General features: G+C 42.6%; 18 protein-coding genes and 1 rRNA gene. 17 read left to right on the top strand and 2 right to left on the bottom strand.

The features are described from left to right. The first annotated feature begins 7 nt into the window (after positions 1-7). The 6 genes from rrf to der all read left to right on the top strand — a co-directional run bounded on the left by rrf (position 8) and on the right by der (position 4,524). Positions 8-118, top strand: a 5S ribosomal RNA gene (gene rrf, locus N5O98_RS22245). Between the two features lie 205 nt (positions 119-323). Continuing rightward, entirely contained in the window at positions 324-902 is a 579-nt protein-coding gene (locus tag N5O98_RS22240) for a YceD family protein (RefSeq protein ID WP_004313594.1), read from the top strand. 12 nt (positions 903-914) lie between these two features. Then, positions 915-1,100 carry a 50S ribosomal protein L32 gene (gene rpmF, locus N5O98_RS22235; RefSeq protein ID WP_004296852.1) on the top strand — a complete coding sequence of 62 codons (186 nt, stop codon included), beginning with the start codon at positions 915-917 and terminating at the stop codon, positions 1,098-1,100. Positions 1,101-1,187: 87 nt separating this feature from the next. Beyond that, positions 1,188-2,195: a beta-ketoacyl-ACP synthase III gene (locus N5O98_RS22230; protein ID WP_004308623.1), complete on the top strand. Its 1,008-nt coding sequence runs from the start codon at positions 1,188-1,190 to the stop codon at positions 2,193-2,195. A gap of 86 nt (positions 2,196-2,281) precedes the next feature. Further along, entirely contained in the window at positions 2,282-3,163 is an 882-nt protein-coding gene (gene era / locus N5O98_RS22225; protein WP_004308624.1) for a GTPase Era, read from the top strand. Positions 3,164-3,210: 47 nt separating this feature from the next. Beyond that, positions 3,211-4,524: a ribosome biogenesis GTPase Der gene (der, locus tag N5O98_RS22220; RefSeq protein WP_004308625.1), complete on the top strand. Its 1,314-nt coding sequence runs from the start codon at positions 3,211-3,213 to the stop codon at positions 4,522-4,524. Positions 4,525-4,662: 138 nt separating this feature from the next. Here der and lptB read toward each other — a convergent pair whose 3' ends face one another. Beyond that, positions 4,663-5,424 carry an LPS export ABC transporter ATP-binding protein gene (lptB, locus tag N5O98_RS22215; RefSeq protein WP_004308626.1) on the bottom strand — a complete coding sequence of 254 codons (762 nt, stop codon included), beginning with the start codon at positions 5,422-5,424 and terminating at the stop codon, positions 4,663-4,665. 75 nt (positions 5,425-5,499) lie between these two features. Here lptB and N5O98_RS22210 point away from each other — a divergent pair, with 75 nt between their 5' ends. Both N5O98_RS22210 and N5O98_RS22205 read left to right on the top strand, forming a co-directional pair. Then, positions 5,500-6,243 carry an MlaE family ABC transporter permease gene (locus tag N5O98_RS22210; protein WP_004308627.1) on the top strand — a complete coding sequence of 248 codons (744 nt, stop codon included), beginning with the start codon at positions 5,500-5,502 and terminating at the stop codon, positions 6,241-6,243. Continuing rightward, entirely contained in the window at positions 6,240-7,010 is a 771-nt protein-coding gene (locus N5O98_RS22205) for an ABC transporter ATP-binding protein (RefSeq protein WP_004308628.1), read from the top strand. The genes N5O98_RS22210 and N5O98_RS22205 overlap by 4 nt, the downstream gene beginning before the upstream one ends. Before the next feature lie 66 nt (positions 7,011-7,076). Here N5O98_RS22205 and N5O98_RS22200 read toward each other — a convergent pair whose 3' ends face one another. Then, complete coding sequence (locus tag N5O98_RS22200; RefSeq protein WP_004297160.1) at positions 7,077-7,322, bottom strand: RNA recognition motif domain-containing protein; 246 nt, start codon at positions 7,320-7,322, stop codon at positions 7,077-7,079. Positions 7,323-7,930: 608 nt separating this feature from the next. Here N5O98_RS22200 and tig point away from each other — a divergent pair. From tig to N5O98_RS22155, 9 genes are all read left to right on the top strand, one after another. Continuing rightward, entirely contained in the window at positions 7,931-9,286 is a 1,356-nt protein-coding gene (gene tig / locus N5O98_RS22195; protein WP_004308629.1) for a trigger factor, read from the top strand. Positions 9,287-9,429: 143 nt separating this feature from the next. Beyond that, positions 9,430-10,092, top strand: a complete 663-nt coding sequence (clpP, locus tag N5O98_RS22190; RefSeq protein WP_004297164.1) for an ATP-dependent Clp endopeptidase proteolytic subunit ClpP — start codon at positions 9,430-9,432, stop codon at positions 10,090-10,092. A 2-nt stretch (positions 10,093-10,094) separates the two neighbouring features. Beyond that, a complete protein-coding gene (clpX, locus tag N5O98_RS22185) occupies positions 10,095-11,339 on the top strand; it encodes an ATP-dependent Clp protease ATP-binding subunit ClpX (RefSeq protein WP_004308630.1) in 1,245 nt (414 codons plus the stop codon). Between the two features lie 168 nt (positions 11,340-11,507). Beyond that, positions 11,508-13,688, top strand: a complete 2,181-nt coding sequence (gene recQ, locus N5O98_RS22180) for a DNA helicase RecQ (protein ID WP_004305598.1) — start codon at positions 11,508-11,510, stop codon at positions 13,686-13,688. 86 nt (positions 13,689-13,774) lie between these two features. Then, the gene (gene guaB / locus N5O98_RS22175; RefSeq protein ID WP_004297169.1) at positions 13,775-15,253 is read left to right on the top strand and encodes an IMP dehydrogenase; all 1,479 of its coding nucleotides are present in this window, start codon (positions 13,775-13,777) and stop codon (positions 15,251-15,253) included. Between the two features lie 103 nt (positions 15,254-15,356). Next, positions 15,357-16,901: a peptidylprolyl isomerase gene (locus N5O98_RS22170; protein WP_022198987.1), complete on the top strand. Its 1,545-nt coding sequence runs from the start codon at positions 15,357-15,359 to the stop codon at positions 16,899-16,901. Positions 16,902-16,955: 54 nt separating this feature from the next. Next, positions 16,956-17,801 carry a hypothetical protein gene (locus tag N5O98_RS22165; RefSeq protein ID WP_004308632.1) on the top strand — a complete coding sequence of 282 codons (846 nt, stop codon included), beginning with the start codon at positions 16,956-16,958 and terminating at the stop codon, positions 17,799-17,801. A 9-nt stretch (positions 17,802-17,810) separates the two neighbouring features. Then, positions 17,811-19,193: a peptidylprolyl isomerase gene (locus tag N5O98_RS22160; protein WP_004297172.1), complete on the top strand. Its 1,383-nt coding sequence runs from the start codon at positions 17,811-17,813 to the stop codon at positions 19,191-19,193. 22 nt (positions 19,194-19,215) lie between these two features. Next, positions 19,216-20,979: an OstA-like protein gene (locus N5O98_RS22155; RefSeq protein ID WP_118161549.1), complete on the top strand. Its 1,764-nt coding sequence runs from the start codon at positions 19,216-19,218 to the stop codon at positions 20,977-20,979. Position 20,980: the final 1 nt, after the last annotated feature.

Genomic DNA, 20,980 nt, shown 5'->3' with positions numbered 1-20,980 from the left:
ACCTTATTCAGGTGGTTATAGCACGAGGGTTCCACCTCTTCCCATTCCGAACAGAGAAGTTAAGCCTCGTCACGCCGATGGTACTGCGTAACAGTGGGAGAGTAGGTAGCCGCCGTTTTAAAGAAGCCTCGCTTGTCTATTGACGGGCGAGGCTTTCTGTTTTTTATTACTTTGGTATTTATACCACCCTTTTTAGCAGATACAAACCTCATAATACCTATTAAAAAAGTGAATATTTACTGATAATTTGTATGTTATGAGGATATTTATTTGTATCTTTGTCGCCCGAATTGTAAGCTAACGATTTAAAAAAGAGAGAAGCTTTGGGAAAATTTGATAAATACAAAATTGACTTGAAAGGTATGCAAGCAGACTCTGCTAAGTATGAGTTTGTATTGGATAACCTTTACTTCGCTCACATTGATGGTCCTGAAGTTCAGAAAGGAAAGGTCAATGTTACATTGACTGTGAAAAGAACCTCTCGTGCTTTCGAGCTGAGTTTCCAAACTGACGGTATGGTATGGGTACCATGCGACCGTTGTCTGGATGATATGGAGCTACCTATCAGTTCTTCTGATAAACTGATGGTAAAGTTTGGTCATGAATATGCAGAAGAAGGTGACAACCTGATTGTGATTCCCGAGGAAGAAGGGGAAATCAACGTTGCATGGTTCATGTATGAATTTGTTGCGCTGTCTATTCCGATGAAGCATGTACATGCTCCCGGTAAGTGTAATAAAGCGGTAACTAGTAAATTGAACAAGCATTTGAAAACAAATGCGAATGAGGATAGCGATGATACTTTCGACACAGGTGGAGATGACATCGTAATTGAGGAAGAAGTGGAGGAACAAATTGATCCTCGCTGGAATGAATTAAAAAAAATATTAGATAATAATTAAAGTTTTAAGAAAATGGCACATCCTAAGAGAAGACAATCAAGTACGAGACAAGCGAAGAGAAGAACTCATGATAAGGCAGTAGCTCCTACATTGGCTATTTGTCCGAATTGCGGCGAATGGCACGTTTACCACACTGTATGTGGTGCTTGTGGCTATTACAGAGGTAAGCTCGCTATTGAGAAAGAAGCAGCTGTATAATTAGTACAGTTATACTGAAAACAGCCTGAGGGTAAAGCTCTCCGGCTGCTTTAAGTATTATAGTATTGCTAATTTAAAATAGGTTTGATGGAAAAAATAAATGCAGTAATCACAGGAGTCGGTGGGTACGTTCCCGATTATATCTTAACTAACGACGAGATATCAAAAATGGTGGATACCAACGACGAATGGATTATGACTCGTATCGGAGTAAAGGAGAGACATATTCTGAATGAGGAAGGATTAGGTAGTTCATACATGGCACGCAAAGCTGCCAAACAGTTGATGAAGAAAACTGGTGCTAATCCTGATGACATTGATTTGGTTGTTGTCGCTACCACTACTCCTGACTATCACTTCCCTTCTACAGCTTCTATTCTTTGTGATAAACTCGGACTGAAGAATGCATTTGCTTTCGATTTGCAAGCTGCTTGTAGCGGTTTCCTGTATTTAATGGAGACAGCTGCTAATTTCATCCGTTCGGGAAGATATAAGAAAATTATCATTGTCGGTGCCGATAAGATGTCGTCAATGGTTAACTATACAGATCGTGCTACATGCCCTATCTTTGGTGACGGTGCTGCTGCCTTTATGGTGGAACCGACTACGGAAGATTACGGAATCATGGATTCGATACTGAGAACTGATGGCAAAGGATTGCCTTTCCTCCACATGAAAGCTGGTGGTTCGGTTTGTCCTCCGTCTTATTTCACAGTAGACAATAAAATGCACTATTTGCACCAGGAAGGAAGAACAGTGTTTAAATATGCTGTATCCAACATGTCGGATGTATCTGCTGCTATTGCAGAAAAGAATGGTCTGACGAAAGATAATATCAACTGGATTGTTCCGCATCAGGCGAATGTCCGCATTATCGAAGCCGTGGCTCACCGTATGGAGGTGCCAATGGATAAAGTGTTGGTAAATATTGAGCATTACGGTAACACCAGTGCTGCTACTCTTCCTTTGTGTATCTGGGATTATGAAGATAAACTCAAGAAAGGTGATAATATCATTTTCACTGCATTCGGTGCTGGATTTACATGGGGCGCAGTTTACGTGAAATGGGGTTATGACGGAAAAAAGGAATCGTAACGTAAGTTACTGAACTATAACACTCAAAAACGCATCCTATTTCGATTCGATGCGTTTTTTTGTCTCAACCAATAAAATGAAGAGAAATGCATAAAGCAGGTTTTGTAAACATTGTAGGAAATCCGAATGTCGGAAAATCGACATTGATGAATGTCTTGGTGGGTGAACGTATTTCGATCGCTACTTTCAAGGCGCAGACAACTCGTCACCGGATTATGGGAATCTATAATACGGATGAAATGCAGATTGTTTTTTCTGATACTCCGGGAGTATTGAAGCCCAATTATAAACTACAGGAGTCGATGCTGAATTTTTCTACTTCGGCATTGACGGATGCGGATATCTTGCTTTATGTGACTGATGTGGTGGAGACGCCGGATAAGAATAATGAGTTTATGGAGAAGGTGCGCCAGATGACGGTGCCTGTGCTCTTGCTCATCAATAAGATAGATCTTACAGATCAGGAAAAACTGGTAAAGCTGGTGGAAGATTGGAAAGAACTGCTTCCCCAAGCCGAAATTATTCCGATTTCTGCTACATCGAAGTTCAATGTGGACTATGTGATGAAGCGAATCAAAGAACTGTTGCCCGATTCTCCTCCTTATTTTGGAAAGGATCAGTGGACGGACAAGCCTGCCCGTTTCTTCGTGAATGAGATTATCCGGGAAAAGATTCTGCTCTACTACGACAAGGAGATTCCTTATTCGGTGGAAGTGGTCGTAGAGGAGTTTAAGGAAGAGCCGAAGAAGATTCATATTCGTGCGGTGATTAACGTGGAACGTGATTCGCAGAAAGGAATTATTATCGGTAAACAGGGCAAGGCGTTGAAGAAGGTTGCTACCGAGGCTCGCCGTGAATTGGAACGTTTCTTTGGAAAGACTATTTTCCTTGAAACGTATGTGAAAGTGGATAAGGATTGGCGTAGTTCGGATAAGGAACTGCGTAATTTTGGTTATCAGTTAGATTAAGAGTATTCATGCGACTGTGATAGTCGTGAAAAACAAGGTATTGAACTATGGGTAATTTAGTTGCAATTGTAGGACGCCCGAATGTGGGCAAGTCTACCTTATTTAACCGTCTGACGAAGACTCGTCAGGCTATTGTGAATGAAGAAGCGGGTACAACCCGCGACAGACAATATGGCAAGTCCGAGTGGCTGGGCCGTGAGTTCTCCGTGGTGGATACCGGCGGATGGGTGGTTAATTCGGATGATGTTTTTGAAGAGGAAATCCGTAAGCAGGTATTATTGGCAGTCGATGAAGCGGACGTTATTTTGTTCGTTGTGGATGTGATGAACGGAGTGACCGATCTGGATATGCAGGTAGCGGCTATTCTGCGCCGTGCTAATAGTCCGGTGATTATGGTTGCCAATAAAACGGACAATCATGATTTACAGTATAACGCTCCCGAGTTTTATAAACTGGGATTGGGCGATCCGTATTGTGTTTCTGCCATGACAGGAAGTGGTACGGGTGATTTGATGGATTTGATTGTCAGCAATTTCAAGAAGGAGTCTTCTGAAATCCTGGATGATGATATTCCTCGTTTTGCTGTGGTAGGACGCCCGAATGCAGGAAAATCTTCCATTGTAAACGCGTTTATTGGGGAAGAACGTAATATCGTGACAGAGATTGCAGGGACTACCCGTGACTCGATCTACACTCGTTACAATAAATTCGGATTTGATTTTTACCTGGTAGATACGGCAGGTATCCGTAAGAAAAACAAGGTAAATGAAGACTTGGAATATTATTCGGTGATTCGTTCGATTCGTGCCATCGAAGGTTCGGATGTTTGTATTCTGATGTTGGATGCAACGAGGGGTGTTGAGAGCCAGGACTTGAATATCTTTTCTCTGATTCAGAAGAACCAGAAAGGATTGGTAGTCGTGATTAATAAATGGGACTTGGTGGAAGATAAATCAGTGAAAGTGCAGAAGACATTTGAGGAAGCTGTCCGTTCACGTTTTGCTCCGTTTGTCGATTTCCCGATCATCTTTGCTTCTGCGTTGACTAAACAACGTATTCTGAAAGTGCTGGAAGAAGCACGTAATGTATATGAGAACCGGACGACAAAGATTCCGACAGCTCGTTTGAATGAAGAAATGCTCCCGCTGATCGAGGCTTATCCGCCTCCCTCAAATAAAGGTAAGTATATCAAGATTAAATACATCACACAGCTGCCGAATACGCAAGTACCTTCATTTGTCTATTTTGCCAACTTGCCGCAGTATGTGAAGGATCCGTACAAACGTTTCCTCGAAAATAAGATGCGTGAGAAATGGAATCTGACAGGTACTCCGGTTAATATTTATATTAGACAGAAGTAAAGTTCACCACAGATTAACACAGATTTCCACAGATATTTCATAAAGAATACGGGCTAATCAAATGATACAAAACTTGTAAATTGATTAGCCCGTTTTTTATTTTTAATCTGTGGAAATCTGTGTTAATCTGTGGTGAATCTATTTCTCCAACTGGAAATCTTTTCTGCGTAAAACGAAGCTGTTACTCAAGTATTTTTCACGCACAATCTGATTCTCCGATAATTCTTCCGGTGTTCCCTGGAAAAGAATCTTTCCTTCGAACAGCAGATAGGCGCGGTCGGTGATACTAAGTGTCTCCTGTACGTTGTGGTCGGTAATCAGGATTCCGATATTCTTGTCTTTCAGCTTCCAAACAATTTGCTGGATATCTTCTACAGCAATCGGGTCTACACCGGCAAAAGGTTCGTCAAGCATGATGAATTTGGGGTCGATGGCAAGACAACGGGCAATCTCCGTACGGCGGCGTTCACCTCCGGACAACTGGTTACCTTTGTTTTTGCGTACCTTTTGCAGACGGAATTCTGCTATCAGGCTTTCGAGTTTTTCCTTTTGATATTCTTTGGGCTTGTTAGTCATTTCCAGTACGGCGGCGATATTATCTTCCACACTCATCTGGCGGAAAACGGAAGCTTCCTGTGCAAGGTAGCCGATTCCCGTTTGCGCTCGTTTGTAAACCGGATATTTGGTAATCTCCAGGTCGTCGAGGAAAATACGTCCTTCATTCGGAGTAATCAGCCCTACGGTCATATAGAATGAAGTCGTCTTACCGGCACCGTTCGGTCCCAGCAAACCTACAATCTCACCTTGCTTCACATTGATGGAAACGTGGCTCACAACGGTTCGTTTACCGTACTTCTTAACCAGGTCTTCCGTGCGGAGCACCATCTTGCTTTCTTCCATATTCTAGTTATTTTGCGGCAAATGTAGTAAAAATAAGCTGAAATAATGTACATTTGCAGACAAATAGTGTGAGTTATGATAAAAGCATTGAGAACCGTCGGGAGATATTTCATGCTGATGGGACGGACTTTTTCCCGTCCTGAACGTATGCGTATGTTCTTCCGGCAATACCTTAACGAGTTGGAGCAACTAGGTGTGAACTCCATCGGCATCGTGCTGTTGATTTCGTTTTTCATCGGCGCGGTTATTACCATCCAGATTAAGTTGAATATCGAAAGTCCGTGGATGCCTCGCTGGACAGTGGGGTATGTGACACGTGAAATTATGTTGCTGGAATTTTCTTCCTCTATCATGTGTTTGATTCTTGCGGGAAAAGTAGGATCGAATATCGCTTCGGAATTAGGAACGATGCGGGTGACGCAGCAGATTGACGCGCTCGAAATTATGGGTATCAATTCGGCAAACTACCTGATTCTGCCTAAGATTACGGCGATGGTAACTGTGATTCCTATTTTAGTGACGTTCAGTATCTTTGCCGGAATTATCGGTGCCTTTTGCACCTGTTGGTTTGCCGGGGTGATGAATGCGGTCGATCTGGAATATGGATTGCAATATATGTTTGTGGAGTGGTTTATTTGGGCCGGTATCATCAAATCCCTCTTTTTTGCGTTTATTATTGCAAGTGTGTCTGCTTTCTTCGGATATACGGTAGATGGTGGATCGATTGCTGTGGGAAAGGCTTCTACGGATGCCGTAGTATCCAGCAGTGTATTGATTCTGTTTGCGGACTTGATATTAACTAAACTTTTGATGGGATGATTGAGATTAAAGGACTTTATAAATCATTTGATGATAAAACGGTATTGAGTGATATCAATGCTAGTTTTGAAAATGGAAAGACGAACTTGATTATCGGTCAGAGTGGCTCCGGTAAGACGGTATTGATGAAGTGTATTGTAGGATTGCTTACTCCGGAGAAGGGGGAAGTCTTATATGACGGACGCAACCTTGTCTTGATGGGGAAGAAGGAGAAAAAGATGCTTCGCAAGGAGATGGGGATGATTTTCCAGAGTGCGGCTCTGTTTGACTCGATGACGGTGTTGGACAATGTGATGTTTCCGTTGAATATGTTTAGCAATGATACTTTGCGTGAGCGCACCAAACGGGCGATGTTCTGCTTGGATCGTGTGAATCTGGGGGAGGCGAAAGATAAGTTTCCGGGAGAAATCAGTGGGGGGATGCAGAAGCGTGTGGCTATTGCACGTGCGATTGCCCTGAATCCGCAATATTTGTTTTGCGATGAACCGAACTCGGGGCTCGATCCGAAAACGTCATTGGTGATTGATGATCTGATCCATGATATTACGCAGGAATATAACATGACGACCATTATCAATACGCATGATATGAACTCTGTATTGGGAATTGGCGAGAAGGTGATTTATATTTATGAAGGACATAAAGAGTGGGAAGGGACAAAAGATGATATCTTTACCTCTACCAACGAACGACTGAATAACTTTATCTTTGCTTCAGACTTGCTCCGTAAGGTGAAGGACGTGGAAGTGCAAGGAATGGAAGGGTAATAAAAAAACTTCTGTCATCGGGGTGACAGAAGTTTCTTTTTTTCTTAGCTATATTAGCGTCGGCAATTAAGCTCTAGGTCTAGCTTCTTTAACTACCATTGTACGGCCCATGTATTCAGCTCCGTTCAATTCAGCAATAGCTTTTGCAGCTGCAGCGTCGTCTTCCATTTCGATGAAAGCGAATCCTTTGGATTTACCGGTTTCACGGTCCATAACAACTTTAACTGATGATACTGCTCCGTAATCTTCCATCACTTGTTGCAGATCTCCTTCCTTAACACGGTAGTTAAGGTTTCCAACATAAATGTTCATAATGAAAATGATAAAAAATAAATAAATGAATAAAACTCTCTGGATAGATGGTTACTAATAAAAAGATTAAAACGACAGAGAGTTTACAAATGCGTTTCGTAACGGAAGTAAAAACCTTGTAATCAAATCGAGAAACTAATGGTCCATCAATCCGCAGCAAAGAAAAGAATAATTTTTGGATTAACCATCTTTTTGGAAGGTTAATTTGCGGATTATCAGAAAAAAAGTTCTTTCCTTTTCTCTTGAAAGAAAAGAAAGAACCAAAGAAAAGTTCAAGGCTGACTTTTTTCTCCTACTCGCTTCCTTCACTACGCTAAAGGGCAGAAACTCGCTTCGCTCAAACAGTCTGCCCTTCTTAACGCTTCGTTACGGGCGCTCGCTTGACGGAGAAAAAAGTAGGCCGGGGGACCTGCGGCGTGGTCGTTGCTGATGGTTTATTGTTGTTTATATATGAGGAATTGATGAAATAATTAATAAAAGATGTGTGAAAGATGGGTGGCGTTGCTGAAATAAATCTGCAATGTCTTTTGAAATTTGAAAGATTAGCACTAATTTTGCACCCTCTTTGAGTATAGAACAAAGTATAAATCAAATAAATAATTGTCAGAATGAACGTTTCATTACAAAACATTGACAAAGTAAGCGCAGAGCTTACTGTAAAGCTTGAGAAAGCAGATTATCAGGAGAAAGTAGACAAAGAGTTGAAATCACTCCGTCAGAAGGCACAGATTCCGGGATTCCGTAAAGGTATGGTGCCGACAAGTCTTATTAAAAAGATGTATGGTAAATCAGTGATTGCAGAGGTTGTGAATAAGGCATTGCAAGAAGCTGTTTACAATTATATTAAAGATAATAAGGTGAATATGTTGGGCGAGCCGTTGCCTAATGAAGAAAAGCAGCAGAATATTGATTTCGATACAATGGAAGAGTTCGATTTCGTGTTCGATATCGCTTTGGCACCTGAATTTAAAGCAGAAGTAAGCGCTAAAGACAAAGTAGATTATTATTCTATCGAAGTTTCTGAAGAAATGATCGACAACCAGGTGAAGATGTACACTCAACGCACTGGTAAGTATGATAAGGTAGATGCTTACGAAGATAATGATATGTTGAAAGGTCTGCTGGCACAGTTGGACGAAGAAGGCAATACAAAAGAAGGTGGTATTCAGGTAGAAGCTGCTGTGTTGATGCCTGCTTATATGAAGAATGACGATCAGAAAGCTATTTTTGCTAACGCAAAAGTAAATGATGTATTGGTGTTCAATCCGAATGTTGCTTATGACGGACATGCTGCTGAACTGGGTTCTTTGTTGAAGATCGACAAGGAAATCGCGAAAGATGTTAAGTCTGACTTCAGTTTCCAGGTAGAAGAAATCACTCGTTTTGTTCCGGGTGAATTGACACAGGAAGTGTTCGACCAGGCATTCGGCGAAGGTGTTGTGAAGACTGAAGAGGAATTCCGCGCTAAGATTAAAGAAGAAATTGCAGCAAGATTTGTTGCTGACAGCGATTATAAGTTCCTGATCGATATTCGCAAAGTGATGATGGAAAAAGTAGGTAAGTTGGAATTCTCTGACGCTCTGCTGAAACGTATCATGTTGCTGAATAACGAAGAAAAGGGCGAAGAATATGTTGCTGAAAACTATGATAAGAGCATCGAGGAACTGACTTGGCATCTGATTAAGGAACAGTTGGTTGAAGCAAACGATATCAAAGTAGAACAGGAAGATGTTCTGAAGATGGCTAGAGAAACAACGAAGGCACAGTTTGCTCAATACGGTATGTTGTCTATCCCTGATGATGTGCTTGATAACTATGCACAGGAGATGTTGAAGAAGAAAGAAACTATCAATAATTTGGTAAGTCGTGTGGTAGAAGTGAAGCTGGCTGCTGCTCTGAAAGCGCAGGTTACTTTGGAAAACAAGAACGTTTCAATCGAAGAATTCAATAAGATGTTTGAATAATCATTCGGTTGAATAGAATATAAAGTCACAGAAACACAGAGTTTTTATAAAATTATAACTCTGTGTTTTTTTGTGTCTCTGTATTCTTTTTCGTTTCTTTGTACTTACGTTTATTTTTAATTTATAAGAAAGGAACAATTAACATGGATGATTTTAGAAAATACGCAACCAAGCATTTAGGAATGAATGGCATGGTATTGGATGATGTGATTAAATCGCAGGCCGGGTATTTGAATCCCTATATTCTGGAAGAAAGACAGTTGAACGTTACTCAACTCGACGTTTTCTCCCGTTTGATGATGGACCGCATCATTTTTCTCGGTACACAAGTAGATGACTATACAGCGAATACGCTTCAGGCACAGTTGCTGTATCTGGATTCTGTTGATCCGGGTAAGGATATCTCTATCTATATCAACTCTCCGGGCGGAAGTGTATATGCCGGACTGGGCATTTATGATACGATGCAGTTTATTTCAAGTGATGTTGCTACCATCTGTACAGGTATGGCAGCTTCAATGGCGGCTGTATTGCTTGTTGCCGGTGCTGAAGGCAAACGTTCTGCGTTGCCTCATTCACGTGTGATGATTCACCAGCCGATGGGTGGTGCGCAAGGACAAGCGTCGGACATTGAAATCACAGCTCGTGAGATTCAGAAATTGAAGAAAGAACTTTATACGATCATCGCCGATCATTCGCATACTGATTTTGATAAAGTATGGGCGGACTCTGACCGCGACTACTGGATGACAGCTCAGGAAGCGAAAGAATACGGTATGATTGATGAGGTATTGATTAAGAAATAAAAATGGCTGATTCAAAGACAAAGAAAAGGTGTAGCTTCTGTGGACGGTCGGAGAATGAAGTCGGATTCCTGATTACGGGAATGAACGGCTATATCTGCGACAGTTGTGCTACCCAGGCTTATGAGATCACTCAGGAAGCATTGGGCGAAGGCAAGAAAAGCGCGGGAGCTACCAAACTTAATTTAAAAGAACTGCCCAAACCGGTAGAAATCAAGAAATTCCTCGACCAGTATGTGATCGGACAGGATGATGCGAAACGCTTCCTTTCCGTATCGGTCTATAACCATTATAAACGTTTGTTGCAAAAAGACAGCGGTGATGATGTGGAGATTGAAAAGTCGAACATTATTATGGTGGGTAGTACCGGAACCGGGAAAACGTTGCTCGCACGCACGATTGCTAAGTTACTGCACGTGCCGTTTACTATTGTAGACGCTACAGTGCTGACGGAGGCCGGTTATGTGGGCGAAGATATCGAAAGTATTTTAACCCGTTTGCTTCAGGTGGCAGATTATAATGTATCTGAAGCTGAACAGGGTATCGTGTTTATCGACGAGATCGACAAAATTGCCCGTAAAGGAGATAATCCTTCCATCACTCGCGACGTGAGCGGTGAAGGTGTACAGCAGGGATTACTGAAATTGCTCGAAGGTTCTGTGGTGAACGTACCTCCCCAGGGAGGTCGTAAACATCCGGACCAGAAGATGATTCCGGTAAATACCAAGAATATTCTCTTTATCTGCGGCGGTGCGTTCGACGGTATCGAGAAGAAGATCGCCCAACGGTTGAACACCCATGTCGTAGGTTATACGGCATCGCAGAAAACAGCGACGGTAGACAAGAATAACATGATGCAGTACATCGCTCCACAGGATTTGAAGTCATTCGGACTGATTCCCGAAATTATCGGACGTCTTCCGGTGTTGACTTATTTGAATCCGCTGGACCGGGATGCGCTTCGTGCGATCCTTACCGAACCGAAAAACTCAATCATCAAACAGTACATCAAACTGTTTGAAATGGATGGTATCAAGCTGACATTTGAAGATGATGTCTTCGAATATATCGTCGACAAGGCGGTAGAATATAAGCTAGGTGCCCGCGGATTGCGCTCTATTGTGGAAACAATTATGATGGATGTCATGTTTGAAATCCCTTCAGAGAACAAAAAAGAGTATAAGGTGACGCTGGATTATGCAAAGATGCAACTGGAAAAAGCGAATATGGCACGACTACAAACCGCTTAAAATCAAAGAGTAAGGCTACAGAAAATGATCGTAACTGTATTTTCTTGAAAATATTAGTCGCATTTTGCTTGGTAATTACGAAGTTGTTTATAACTTTGTTTGGCTCTCTTGAAGAAGAGAACATACTTAAAGTTAAACCATGAACTGAATAAAACAACCTTAGTTAAGATGGCAGGGAAGATTAATTTAACAGATGAACTGAAAAAGTATTTCGGATTTAATAAGTTCAAGGGAAACCAGGAAGCGATCATTAATAACTTGCTCGATGGTAAAGATACCTTTGTACTGATGCCTACCGGTGGCGGGAAATCTTTATGCTATCAGCTACCTTCGGTCTTGATGGAAGGTACGGCAATCGTAATTTCTCCGCTCATTGCGTTGATGAAGAATCAAGTGGATGCAATGCGCAATTTCAGTGAAGAAGATGGCGTCGCCCATTTTATCAATTCTTCATTAAATAAAGGCGCGATAGACCAAGTGAGGTCGGACATCCTTGCCGGAAAGACAAAATTGCTATATGTAGCGCCGGAGTCGCTGACGAAAGAAGAAAACGTAGAGTTTTTGCGTTCGGTAAAGATTTCGTTCTATGCAGTGGATGAAGCTCACTGTATTTCTGAATGGGGCCATGACTTTCGACCGGAATACCGGCGGATTCGCCCTATTATCAATGAAATAGGTAAAGCTCCGTTGATTGCGCTTACCGCAACGGCGACACCGAAGGTGCAGCATGATATCCAGAAAAATCTGGGAATGGTAGATGCTCAAGTCTTCAAATCTTCGTTCAACCGTCCGAACCTTTATTATGAGGTACGTGCGAAGACCGCTAATATTGACAGGGATATTATCAAGTTTATCAAAAACAATCCGGAGAAATCGGGCATTATCTATTGCCTTAGCCGGAAAAAAGTGGAGGAACTTGCTGAAATCCTGCAGGCAAACGGTATCAATGCGCGTCCTTATCATGCTGGAATGGATTCGTTGACCAGGACCAAGAATCAGGATGATTTCCTGATGGAAAAAGTGGACGTTATTGTAGCGACTATCGCTTTCGGTATGGGAATTGACAAGCCGGACGTGAGGTTCGTGATTCACTACGATATTCCAAAGAGTCTGGAAGGGTATTACCAGGAGACCGGGCGCGCCGGTAGAGATGGCGGTGAAGGTCAGTGCATAACCTTTTATACAAACAAAGACTTGCAGAAACTGGAAAAGTTCATGCAAGGAAAACCTGTGGCAGAGCAGGAAATTGGCAAGCAGCTTCTGTTGGAAACCGCTGCTTATGCCGAATCTTCCGTATGCCGACGCAAGACGTTGCTGCATTATTTCGGTGAAGAATATACGGAAGAAAATTGTGGAAATTGTGACAACTGTTTAAACCCTAAAAAACAAGTGGAGGCTCAAGAGTTATTGTGTGCCGTGATTGAAGCGATTATCGCGGTGAAAGAAAATTTTAAGGCAGATTATATTATAGACATACTACAAGGTAAAGAAACTTCCGAAGTACAGGCGCATTTGCATGAAGACCTCGAAGTCTTCGGCTCCGGTATGGGTGAAGAGGATAAGACATGGAACGCAGTGATTCGTCAGGCGCTGATTGCAGGTTACTTGAGCAAAGATGTGGAGCATTACGGACTCCTGAAAGTGACGGAGGAAGGACACAAGTTCCTGAAGAGACCGAAGTCATTCAAGATTACCGAGGACAACGATTTCGAAGAGACGGAAGAAGAAGTTCCGGCACGCGGCGGTGGCTCCTGTGCAGTAGACCCGGCTCTTTATTCCATGTTGAAGGACTTGCGGAAGAAACTCTCGAAGAAACTGGAAGTACCGCCTTATGTGATCTTCCAGGACCCGTCTTTGGAAGCAATGGCTACCATTTATCCGGTGACATTGGACGAGTTGCAGAATATACCGGGCGTAGGAGCTGGAAAAGCAAAACGTTACGGTGAAGAGTTCTGTAAATTAATCAAACGCCACTGTGAAGAGAATGAAATAGAACGTCCTGAAGACTTGCGGGTACGTACGGTTGCCAATAAATCAAAGATGAAGGTAGCTATCATTCAGGCAATTGACCGTAAAGTGGCGTTAGATGATATCGCTCTTTCCAAAGGGATTGAATTTGGTGAACTGCTGGACGAGGTAGAAGCGATCGTTTATTCGGGAACCAAACTGAATATAGATTACTTCCTGGAAGAAATCATGGATGAAGATCATTTGCTTGATATCTACGATTATTTCAAGGAATCTACCACTGATAAGATTGATGATGCGCTTGACGAATTAGGCGATGACTTCACGGAAGAGGAAGTTCGTTTGGTACGTATTAAGTTCATCTCTGAAATGGCTAATTAAAAAAGCGAAAAAAATAGGCGTGCAGGTATGCGGTTTTGAATAAAAACCGTATATTTGCACGCAATAATTTTTAAACGCATAGCCCTATGTCATTTATTGCTGATAAGATTGTAATGGATGGGTTGACTTACGACGACGTATTGTTGATCCCCGCTTATTCTGAAGTTTTACCGCGCACTGTCGATCTCTCGACTAAGTTTTCAAAAAACATTGAGTTAAAAATACCTTTTGTGACGGCTGCCATGGATACAGTTACCGAAGCGAAAATGGCGATTGCCATTGCTCGTGAAGGTGGTATCGGTGTGATTCACAAAAATATGTCTATCGAAGAACAGGCAAGACAAGTTGCTATCGTAAAGCGTGCCGAAAATGGTATGATTTATGACCCTGTAACGATTAAAAGAGGTTCTACTGTTCAGGATGCACTGGACATCATGGCGGAATATAAAATCGGTGGTATCCCTGTGGTAGATGATGAAGGTTATTTGGTGGGTATTGTTACCAACAGAGATTTGCGTTTCGAAAGAGACATGGCAAAACACATTGATCTTGTCATGACTCCGAAAGAAAGATTGGTGACTACTAACCAGTCTACTGACTTGGAATCTGCTGCACAGATTCTTCAGAAACATAAGATTGAGAAACTTCCGATTGTCGGAATGGACGGAAAGTTGATCGGTCTTGTCACTTATAAAGATATTACAAAAGCAAAAGATAAACCGATGGCTTGCAAAGACGCCAAAGGTCGTCTGCGTGTAGCTGCCGGTGTAGGTGTTACTGCCGATACGCTGGAACGTATGCAGGCATTGGTGGATGCCGGTGCAGATGCAATCGTGATTGATACAGCTCACGGACACTCTAAGTTTGTGATTGAAAAACTGAAAGAAGCAAAGAAACGCTTCCCGAATATTGATATTGTGGTAGGTAACATTGCTACCGGAGAAGCTGCCAAAGCTTTGGTGGAAGCTGGTGCAGATGCTGTGAAAGTAGGTATCGGCCCGGGTTCTATCTGTACCACTCGGGTGGTTGCCGGTGTAGGTGTTCCACAGTTATCAGCTGTCTATGATGTAGCAAAAGCGTTGAAGGGTACAGGTATTCCTTTGATTGCCGATGGTGGTTTGCGTTATTCGGGCGACGTGGTGAAAGCATTGGCTGCCGGAGGATATTGCGTAATGATCGGATCATTGGTTGCCGGAACAGAAGAATCTCCGGGTGACACTATTATCTTCAATGGTCGTAAATTCAAATCCTATCGTGGTATGGGTTCATTGGAAGCAATGGAGAACGGTTCGAAAGACCGCTACTTCCAGAGTGGAACGGCTGATGTGAAGAAGCTTGTTCCCGAAGGAATCGCTGCCCGTGTTCCTTATAAAGGTACGCTTTTCGAAGTTGTGTATCAGCTGACTGGTGGTTTGCGTGCAGGTATGGGATACTGTGGCGCTGCTAACATTGAGAAACTTCATGACGCTAAGTTTACCCGCATTACCAATGCAGGTGTAATGGAAAGTCATCCGCACGATGTGACGATTACCAGTGAATCGCCTAACTATAGCCGTCCGGAATAATAGATAGATACGGTGAACTATTAACGGTGAACGGTGAACAGGCTGTATAATCAGCAGGGTGTTCACTGCTCACCGTTTGTTGTTTGAAAAATAAAAATTGATGATGAAAAGAAACCTGTTGTTGGGATGTATTTCTCTCTTTGTAGTCGCGGTCTTTGCACAGGAAGATCCGGTATTGATGCGTGTTAACGGAAGAGAGATACTCCGTTCGGAATTTGAATATGCATACCGCCGTTATGCCGAACGTTCAAATGCCAGGCTTTCGTCCAAAGAGTATGCGGCACTTTTCGCTCAATCGAAGTTGAAAGTGGAAGCAGCCAGGGCTGCCGGACTTGATACGACCTCTGCTTTTCGTAAACAACAGGAGAAATGCCGGACCGAGTTGGTGGAATCTTATCTGCTAGACAGGCAAGTGATGGATAGTTGTGCCCGTGCTATCTATCAGAAGATGGGACTGAAAGCACGTAGCGGTAGGGTACAGGTGATGCAGATTTTCAAACGTTTGCCGCAGACAATTACTTCCCGGCATTTAGAAGAAGAAAAAACGCGGATGGATTCTATATACCAGGCGATACAGAATCAGCCGGATTTGAATTTTAACCGTTTGGTCGAAATATACTCGGATGATAAGCAAAGTAGATGGATCGAATGTCTGGAAACAACGAGCGAGTTTGAGAATGTTGCTTTCTCTCTGGCAAAAGGTATGGCATCGCAGCCCTTTTTCACTCCTGAAGGGATTCATATCTTGAAAGTGATGGATCGGGAGGAAACAGCTGCTTACGAAAATGTCAGTGCCAGGTTAATGGAACGGTTACGGCGCAAGGAGATTTTGGACAAAGGTACAGGCGCGGTGCTCGAACGCTTGAAAAAAGCATGGCAGTATGCTCCCAATCAGGCGGCAATGGAAGAACTGCTGGCGAAAGGCCGTACAGAACAAACCCTGTTTACGATTGACGGACAAGCATACACCGGAACTATGTTCACGCATTTTGCCTCTTCTCATCCTCAAGCTGTCAAACGGCAGTTGGAAGGATTTATAGCTAAGTCATTGCTGGATTATGAAAGCCGGAATATCGATAAAAAGCATCCGGAAATTCCTTATGCCTTGCGGGAATCTGATGAAAACTATTTGGTGGAAGAGATAACACGTCAGAAAATAGATTTGCCCGCAGCTAATGACTGGGCGGGATTGGCTACTTATTTTAAATTTCATTCGTCGGATTATCGGTGGGAGAGCCCCCGGTATAGAGGAGTCGTACTTCATTGCGTTGATAAAAAGACGGCAAAGCAAGCCAAAAAAATGCTGAAGAAAGTGCCGGAAAAAGAGTGGGCGGACAAGCTTCGGCAAACTTTTAATACATCCGGGGAGGAAAAGATACAAGTTGAACAAGGAATTTTTGCCGACGGAGACAATAAATATATAGATAAACTGGTTTTTAAGAAGGGTGATTTTGATCCTTTGATGTCTTATCCTTTTACTATTGTAGTAGGCGAAAAAATGAAAGGTCCGGATGATTATCGGGAAGTAATTGATCGGGTTCGAAAGGATTATCGAAGCTATCTTGACACGTGCTGGATGCGGGAATTGAGTGAGTCCGGTAAGGTTGAAATAAACCAAGAGGTTTTAAAAACAGTTAATAATAACTGATGTAACCGATTATTCACTATCTTCGTACCTTAAATAAGTAGATTTTAGTTGCCGATGCGAATATTAGTCCTCTTACTGATTACCCTTCTTGGTTGTGGAGCGTGCAAGGAACAGCACGACCACAAAGGAAAGACTCCTTTGGTAGAGGTGGACGGTAATTTTTTATATAAAGAAGATTTGATGTCCGTGCTTCCGGTCGGATTGTCAAAAGATGATAGCATTCTCTTCACCGAGCACTATATTCGTAGTTGGGCGGAAGAGATTTTATTGTATGAGAAAGCTGCGAACAATATCCCCGATAATGTGGATGTAGACAAGCTGGTGGAGAATTATCGGAAAGCGTTGATAATGCATACTTATCAGCAGGAGTTGATTAGCCAGAAGTTGGCGAATGATATTTCCGAACACGAGATAGCAGAGTATTACGGCAAAAACAAGGAATTGTTTAAACTGGAAGGTCCGTTGATTAAGGGATTGTTTATTAAAGTGCCGTTGACAGCTCCCCAGTTGAACAATGTGCGCAGATGGTATAAGTCGGAAAAACAGGATGCTATCGAGAGCCTGGAAAAATATAGTTTGCAGAATGCGGTGAAATATGAATATTTCTATGATAAATGGGTGTCCGTGACCGATGTCCTGGACATGATTCCGTTGAAAGTAGAGGCACCGGAAGAGTACGTAAACAAACACCGTCAGGTAGAATTGAAAGATACGGCTTATTATTATTTCCTGAATGTGAGCGATTATCGCGGAGTTGGTGAGGAGAAACCGTATGAATTTGCCCGCTCGGAAGTGAAAGACTTACTGGTAAATCAGAAACGGGTGAGCTTTATGGAACAGGTAAAGAACGACTTGTATCAGCAGGCGGTAAGTAAGAAGAAGATTATATATAATTATTAAATACAAAGAATGAAGAAGTTTGTGAACTTTAGATTTGTTGTTACCCTTGTCCTGGCAATATTTGCTAATGTGGCAACCTATGCACAAGATAATGTGGTTGATGAAGTAGTTTGGGTAGTAGGTGACGAAGCTATTTTAAAATCAGATGTAGAAGAGGCCCGTATGGATGCCTTGTATAATGGACGCAGATTCGAAGGCGATCCTTATTGTGTAATTCCTGAAGAGATTGCTGTGCAGAAGTTATTCCTGCATCAGGCAAAGTTGGACAGTATCGAGGTTTCCGAAGCGGAAATCATCCAGCGTGTGGATATGATGACCAATATGTACATCCAGCAGATCGGTTCCAGAGAGAAAATGGAGGAGTATTTCAATAAAACATCCACCCAGATTCGTGAAACTTTGCGTGATAATGCACGTGACGGATTGACGGTTCAGAAGATGCAGCAGAAACTGGCAGGAGATATCAAAGTGACTCCGGCAGAAGTACGCCGTTACTTCAAAGATCTTCCACAGGATAGTATCCCTTACATTCCTACACAGGTGGAAGTGCAGATTATTACTTTGCAACCCAAAATACCCGTTTCGGAAATCGAGGATGTAAAGAGGACACTGCGTGATTATACGGATCGTGTGACAAAAGGAGAAATCGACTTCTCTACATTGGCCCGTTTGTATTCTGAAGATAAGGCTTCTGCCATTAAAGGTGGTGAATGTGGATTTATGGGACGTGGTATGATGGACCCCGCTTATGCGAATGTGGCATTCAGCTTGCAGGACCCGAAGAAAGTTTCCAAAATTGTAGAATCGGAATTTGGTTTCCATATTATCCAGTTGATTGAGAAGCGTGGTGACCGTGTTAATACCCGCCATATCCTGTTGCGTCCGAAAGTCTCGGAAAAAGAACTGACCGAGGCTTGTGCCCGTCTGGATTCTATTGCAGATGATATTCGTGCTAACAAATTCACATTTGATGATGCCGCTGCCGTTATCTCACAAGATAAGGATACCCGCAACAATCACGGTATCATGGTGAACATCAATGAACATTCAGGTATCACTACTTCTAAGTTCCAGATGCAGGATCTTCCTCAAGACGTTGCTAAGGTAGTGGATAAGATGAATGTTGGCGAGATTTCCAAAGCTTTTACAATGATTAATGAGAAAGATGGAAAAGAAGTATGCGCTATCGTGAAATTGAAAACTAAAATCAATGGTCATAAAGCAACCATCGCGGAAGACTATCAGGATCTGAAAGAAATCGTAATGGATAAGCGTCGCGAAGAGGTGTTGCAGAAATGGATTCTGAACAAGCAAAAACACACTTATGTACGCATCAACGAAAACTGGCAGAAGTGTGACTTCAAGTATCCGGGTTGGGTCAAGAATGACTGATATAACCTTGCTTTGACTTTATATGCTGAAAAAGAATAAGAAAAATAAACAACAAGACAGGCATAGATGGCTCCTTATAGGCTTTCTATGCCTGTTTGGTGTATGTCTTGTGGCACAAGTGAGGCCGACGGGACAGAAACCCACGGCAGGGACTTCGACAAAATCGACTGCGGATACGTCTAAGACGGCTCCCAAAACCAAAACGTCGGCGGGTAATAAGAAACAATCGGACAACAAGAAGCAACCGGAGAATAAAAAGACCAAAGTTTACTTGCTCCATGCTGACGAAGGACAGGCGGATAAGCTGGCACGTCCGGATGTGCAGGTGTTGATTGGTAACGTGAAGTTGCGCCATGACAGTATGTATATGTACTGTGACAGTGCACTGATTTTTGAGAAAACCAACTCCGTAGAAGCCTTCAGCAATGTGCGTATGGAACAGGGAGATACCTTGTTCATCTATGGTGATTATCTTTATTATGACGGAATGACGCAAATTGCGCAACTTCGTGAAAACGTGAAGATGATTAACCGGAACACGACCCTGCTGACGGACAGCTTGAACTACGACCGTCTCTACGATCTCGGATATTATTTCGAGGGGGGAACTTTGATGGATGAAGAGAATGTACTGACTTCTGACTGGGGCGAATATAGCCCTGCAACAAAACAGTCGGTATTCAACCATGATGTGAAGTTGGTGAACCCTAAGTTTGTGTTGACCTCCGATACATTGAGGTATAATACCGAAAACAAAATAGCAGTGATTCTCGGACCTTCCAATATTGTCAGTGATAATAATCATATCTATTCGGAACGGGGATTCTATAACACATTGACCGAACAAGCGGAATTGTTGGACCGTTCGGTCCTGACCAATCAGGGGAAGAAACTTGTAGGCGACAGTCTGTTCTATGACCGGGTAATCGGTTACGGAGAAGCATTCGATAATGTGAAGATGACAGACTCCATCAATAAGAATATGCTGACGGGCGATTATTGTTTCTATAATGAATTGACGGACTCTGCGTTTGCAACAAAACGTGCTGTTGCTATCGATTATTCACAGGGAGACAGTCTTTATATGCATGGGGATACTTTGCAGATGGTGTCCTATAATCTGAATACCGATTCTTTGTACCGGTTGATGAAGGCTTACCATAAAGTACGTATGTATCGTACAGATGTTCAGGGAGTATGTGACTCACTGGTCTATAATTCGAAAGATTCTTGTATGACCATGTATACTGACCCTATTCTTTGGAATGACGGACAGCAACTGCTTGGTGAGCAGATCAAGATTTATATGAATGACAGCACGATTGACTGGGCGCACATTATCAACCAGGCGTTGACAGTGGAGATGAAAGACTCTATTCACTATAATCAAGTGTCCGGCAAGGAGATGAAAGCCTATTTCGTTAATGGAGATATGCGCCATATTGAAGTGAACGGTAATGTGCTGACAGCTTTTTATCCTGAAGAGAAAGACAGTACGATGACCGGATTTAATTGTCTGGAAGGTAGTATGCTGCATCTTTATATGAAGGATAAGAGAATGGAAAAAGGACTTTTTATCGGTAAATCCAACGGAACGATGTATCCGATGGACCAGATACCGCCTGATAAACTGCGTCTTCCCACTTTTGCCTGGTTCGACTATGTCCGTCCGCTAAATAAGGACGATATTTTCAACTGGCGCAGCAAGCGTGCGGGAGAAACATTGAAGCCGACTACCGACCGGCGACCAAAGACAGAAAAGCGAAACTTAATAAATATGAAGTAGT

This window comes from Bacteroides sp. LFL-34, from assembly GCF_027257075.1.
In the GTDB taxonomy this organism is placed as follows: domain Bacteria; phylum Bacteroidota; class Bacteroidia; order Bacteroidales; family Bacteroidaceae; genus Bacteroides; species Bacteroides ovatus.
Note: the sequence above shows the minus strand (reverse complement) of the source record. Positions and strands in the feature narration are given on the sequence as shown.

Excerpts from the sequence above, each read along its gene's own strand:
- clpP (WP_004297164.1), top strand. The coding sequence starts at position 9,430 with ATGGATGATTTTAGAAAATACGCAACCAAGCATTTAGGAATGAATGGC.
- lptB (WP_004308626.1), bottom strand. The coding sequence starts at position 5,424 with ATGGAAGAAAGCAAGATGGTGCTCCGCACGGAAGACCTGGTTAAGAAG.
- N5O98_RS22205 (WP_004308628.1), top strand. The coding sequence starts at position 6,240 with ATGATTGAGATTAAAGGACTTTATAAATCATTTGATGATAAAACGGTA.
- N5O98_RS22170 (WP_022198987.1), top strand. The coding sequence starts at position 15,357 with ATGAAAAGAAACCTGTTGTTGGGATGTATTTCTCTCTTTGTAGTCGCG.
- der (WP_004308625.1), top strand. The coding sequence starts at position 3,211 with ATGGGTAATTTAGTTGCAATTGTAGGACGCCCGAATGTGGGCAAGTCT.
- clpX (WP_004308630.1), top strand. The coding sequence starts at position 10,095 with ATGGCTGATTCAAAGACAAAGAAAAGGTGTAGCTTCTGTGGACGGTCG.
- N5O98_RS22165 (WP_004308632.1), top strand. The coding sequence starts at position 16,956 with ATGCGAATATTAGTCCTCTTACTGATTACCCTTCTTGGTTGTGGAGCG.
- guaB (WP_004297169.1), top strand. The coding sequence starts at position 13,775 with ATGTCATTTATTGCTGATAAGATTGTAATGGATGGGTTGACTTACGAC.
- rpmF (WP_004296852.1), top strand. The coding sequence starts at position 915 with ATGGCACATCCTAAGAGAAGACAATCAAGTACGAGACAAGCGAAGAGA.
- N5O98_RS22200 (WP_004297160.1), bottom strand. The coding sequence starts at position 7,322 with ATGAACATTTATGTTGGAAACCTTAACTACCGTGTTAAGGAAGGAGAT.
- era (WP_004308624.1), top strand. The coding sequence starts at position 2,282 with ATGCATAAAGCAGGTTTTGTAAACATTGTAGGAAATCCGAATGTCGGA.
- tig (WP_004308629.1), top strand. The coding sequence starts at position 7,931 with ATGAACGTTTCATTACAAAACATTGACAAAGTAAGCGCAGAGCTTACT.
- N5O98_RS22155 (WP_118161549.1), top strand. The coding sequence starts at position 19,216 with ATGCTGAAAAAGAATAAGAAAAATAAACAACAAGACAGGCATAGATGG.
- N5O98_RS22160 (WP_004297172.1), top strand. The coding sequence starts at position 17,811 with ATGAAGAAGTTTGTGAACTTTAGATTTGTTGTTACCCTTGTCCTGGCA.
- N5O98_RS22210 (WP_004308627.1), top strand. The coding sequence starts at position 5,500 with ATGATAAAAGCATTGAGAACCGTCGGGAGATATTTCATGCTGATGGGA.
- recQ (WP_004305598.1), top strand. The coding sequence starts at position 11,508 with ATGGCAGGGAAGATTAATTTAACAGATGAACTGAAAAAGTATTTCGGA.
- N5O98_RS22230 (WP_004308623.1), top strand. The coding sequence starts at position 1,188 with ATGGAAAAAATAAATGCAGTAATCACAGGAGTCGGTGGGTACGTTCCC.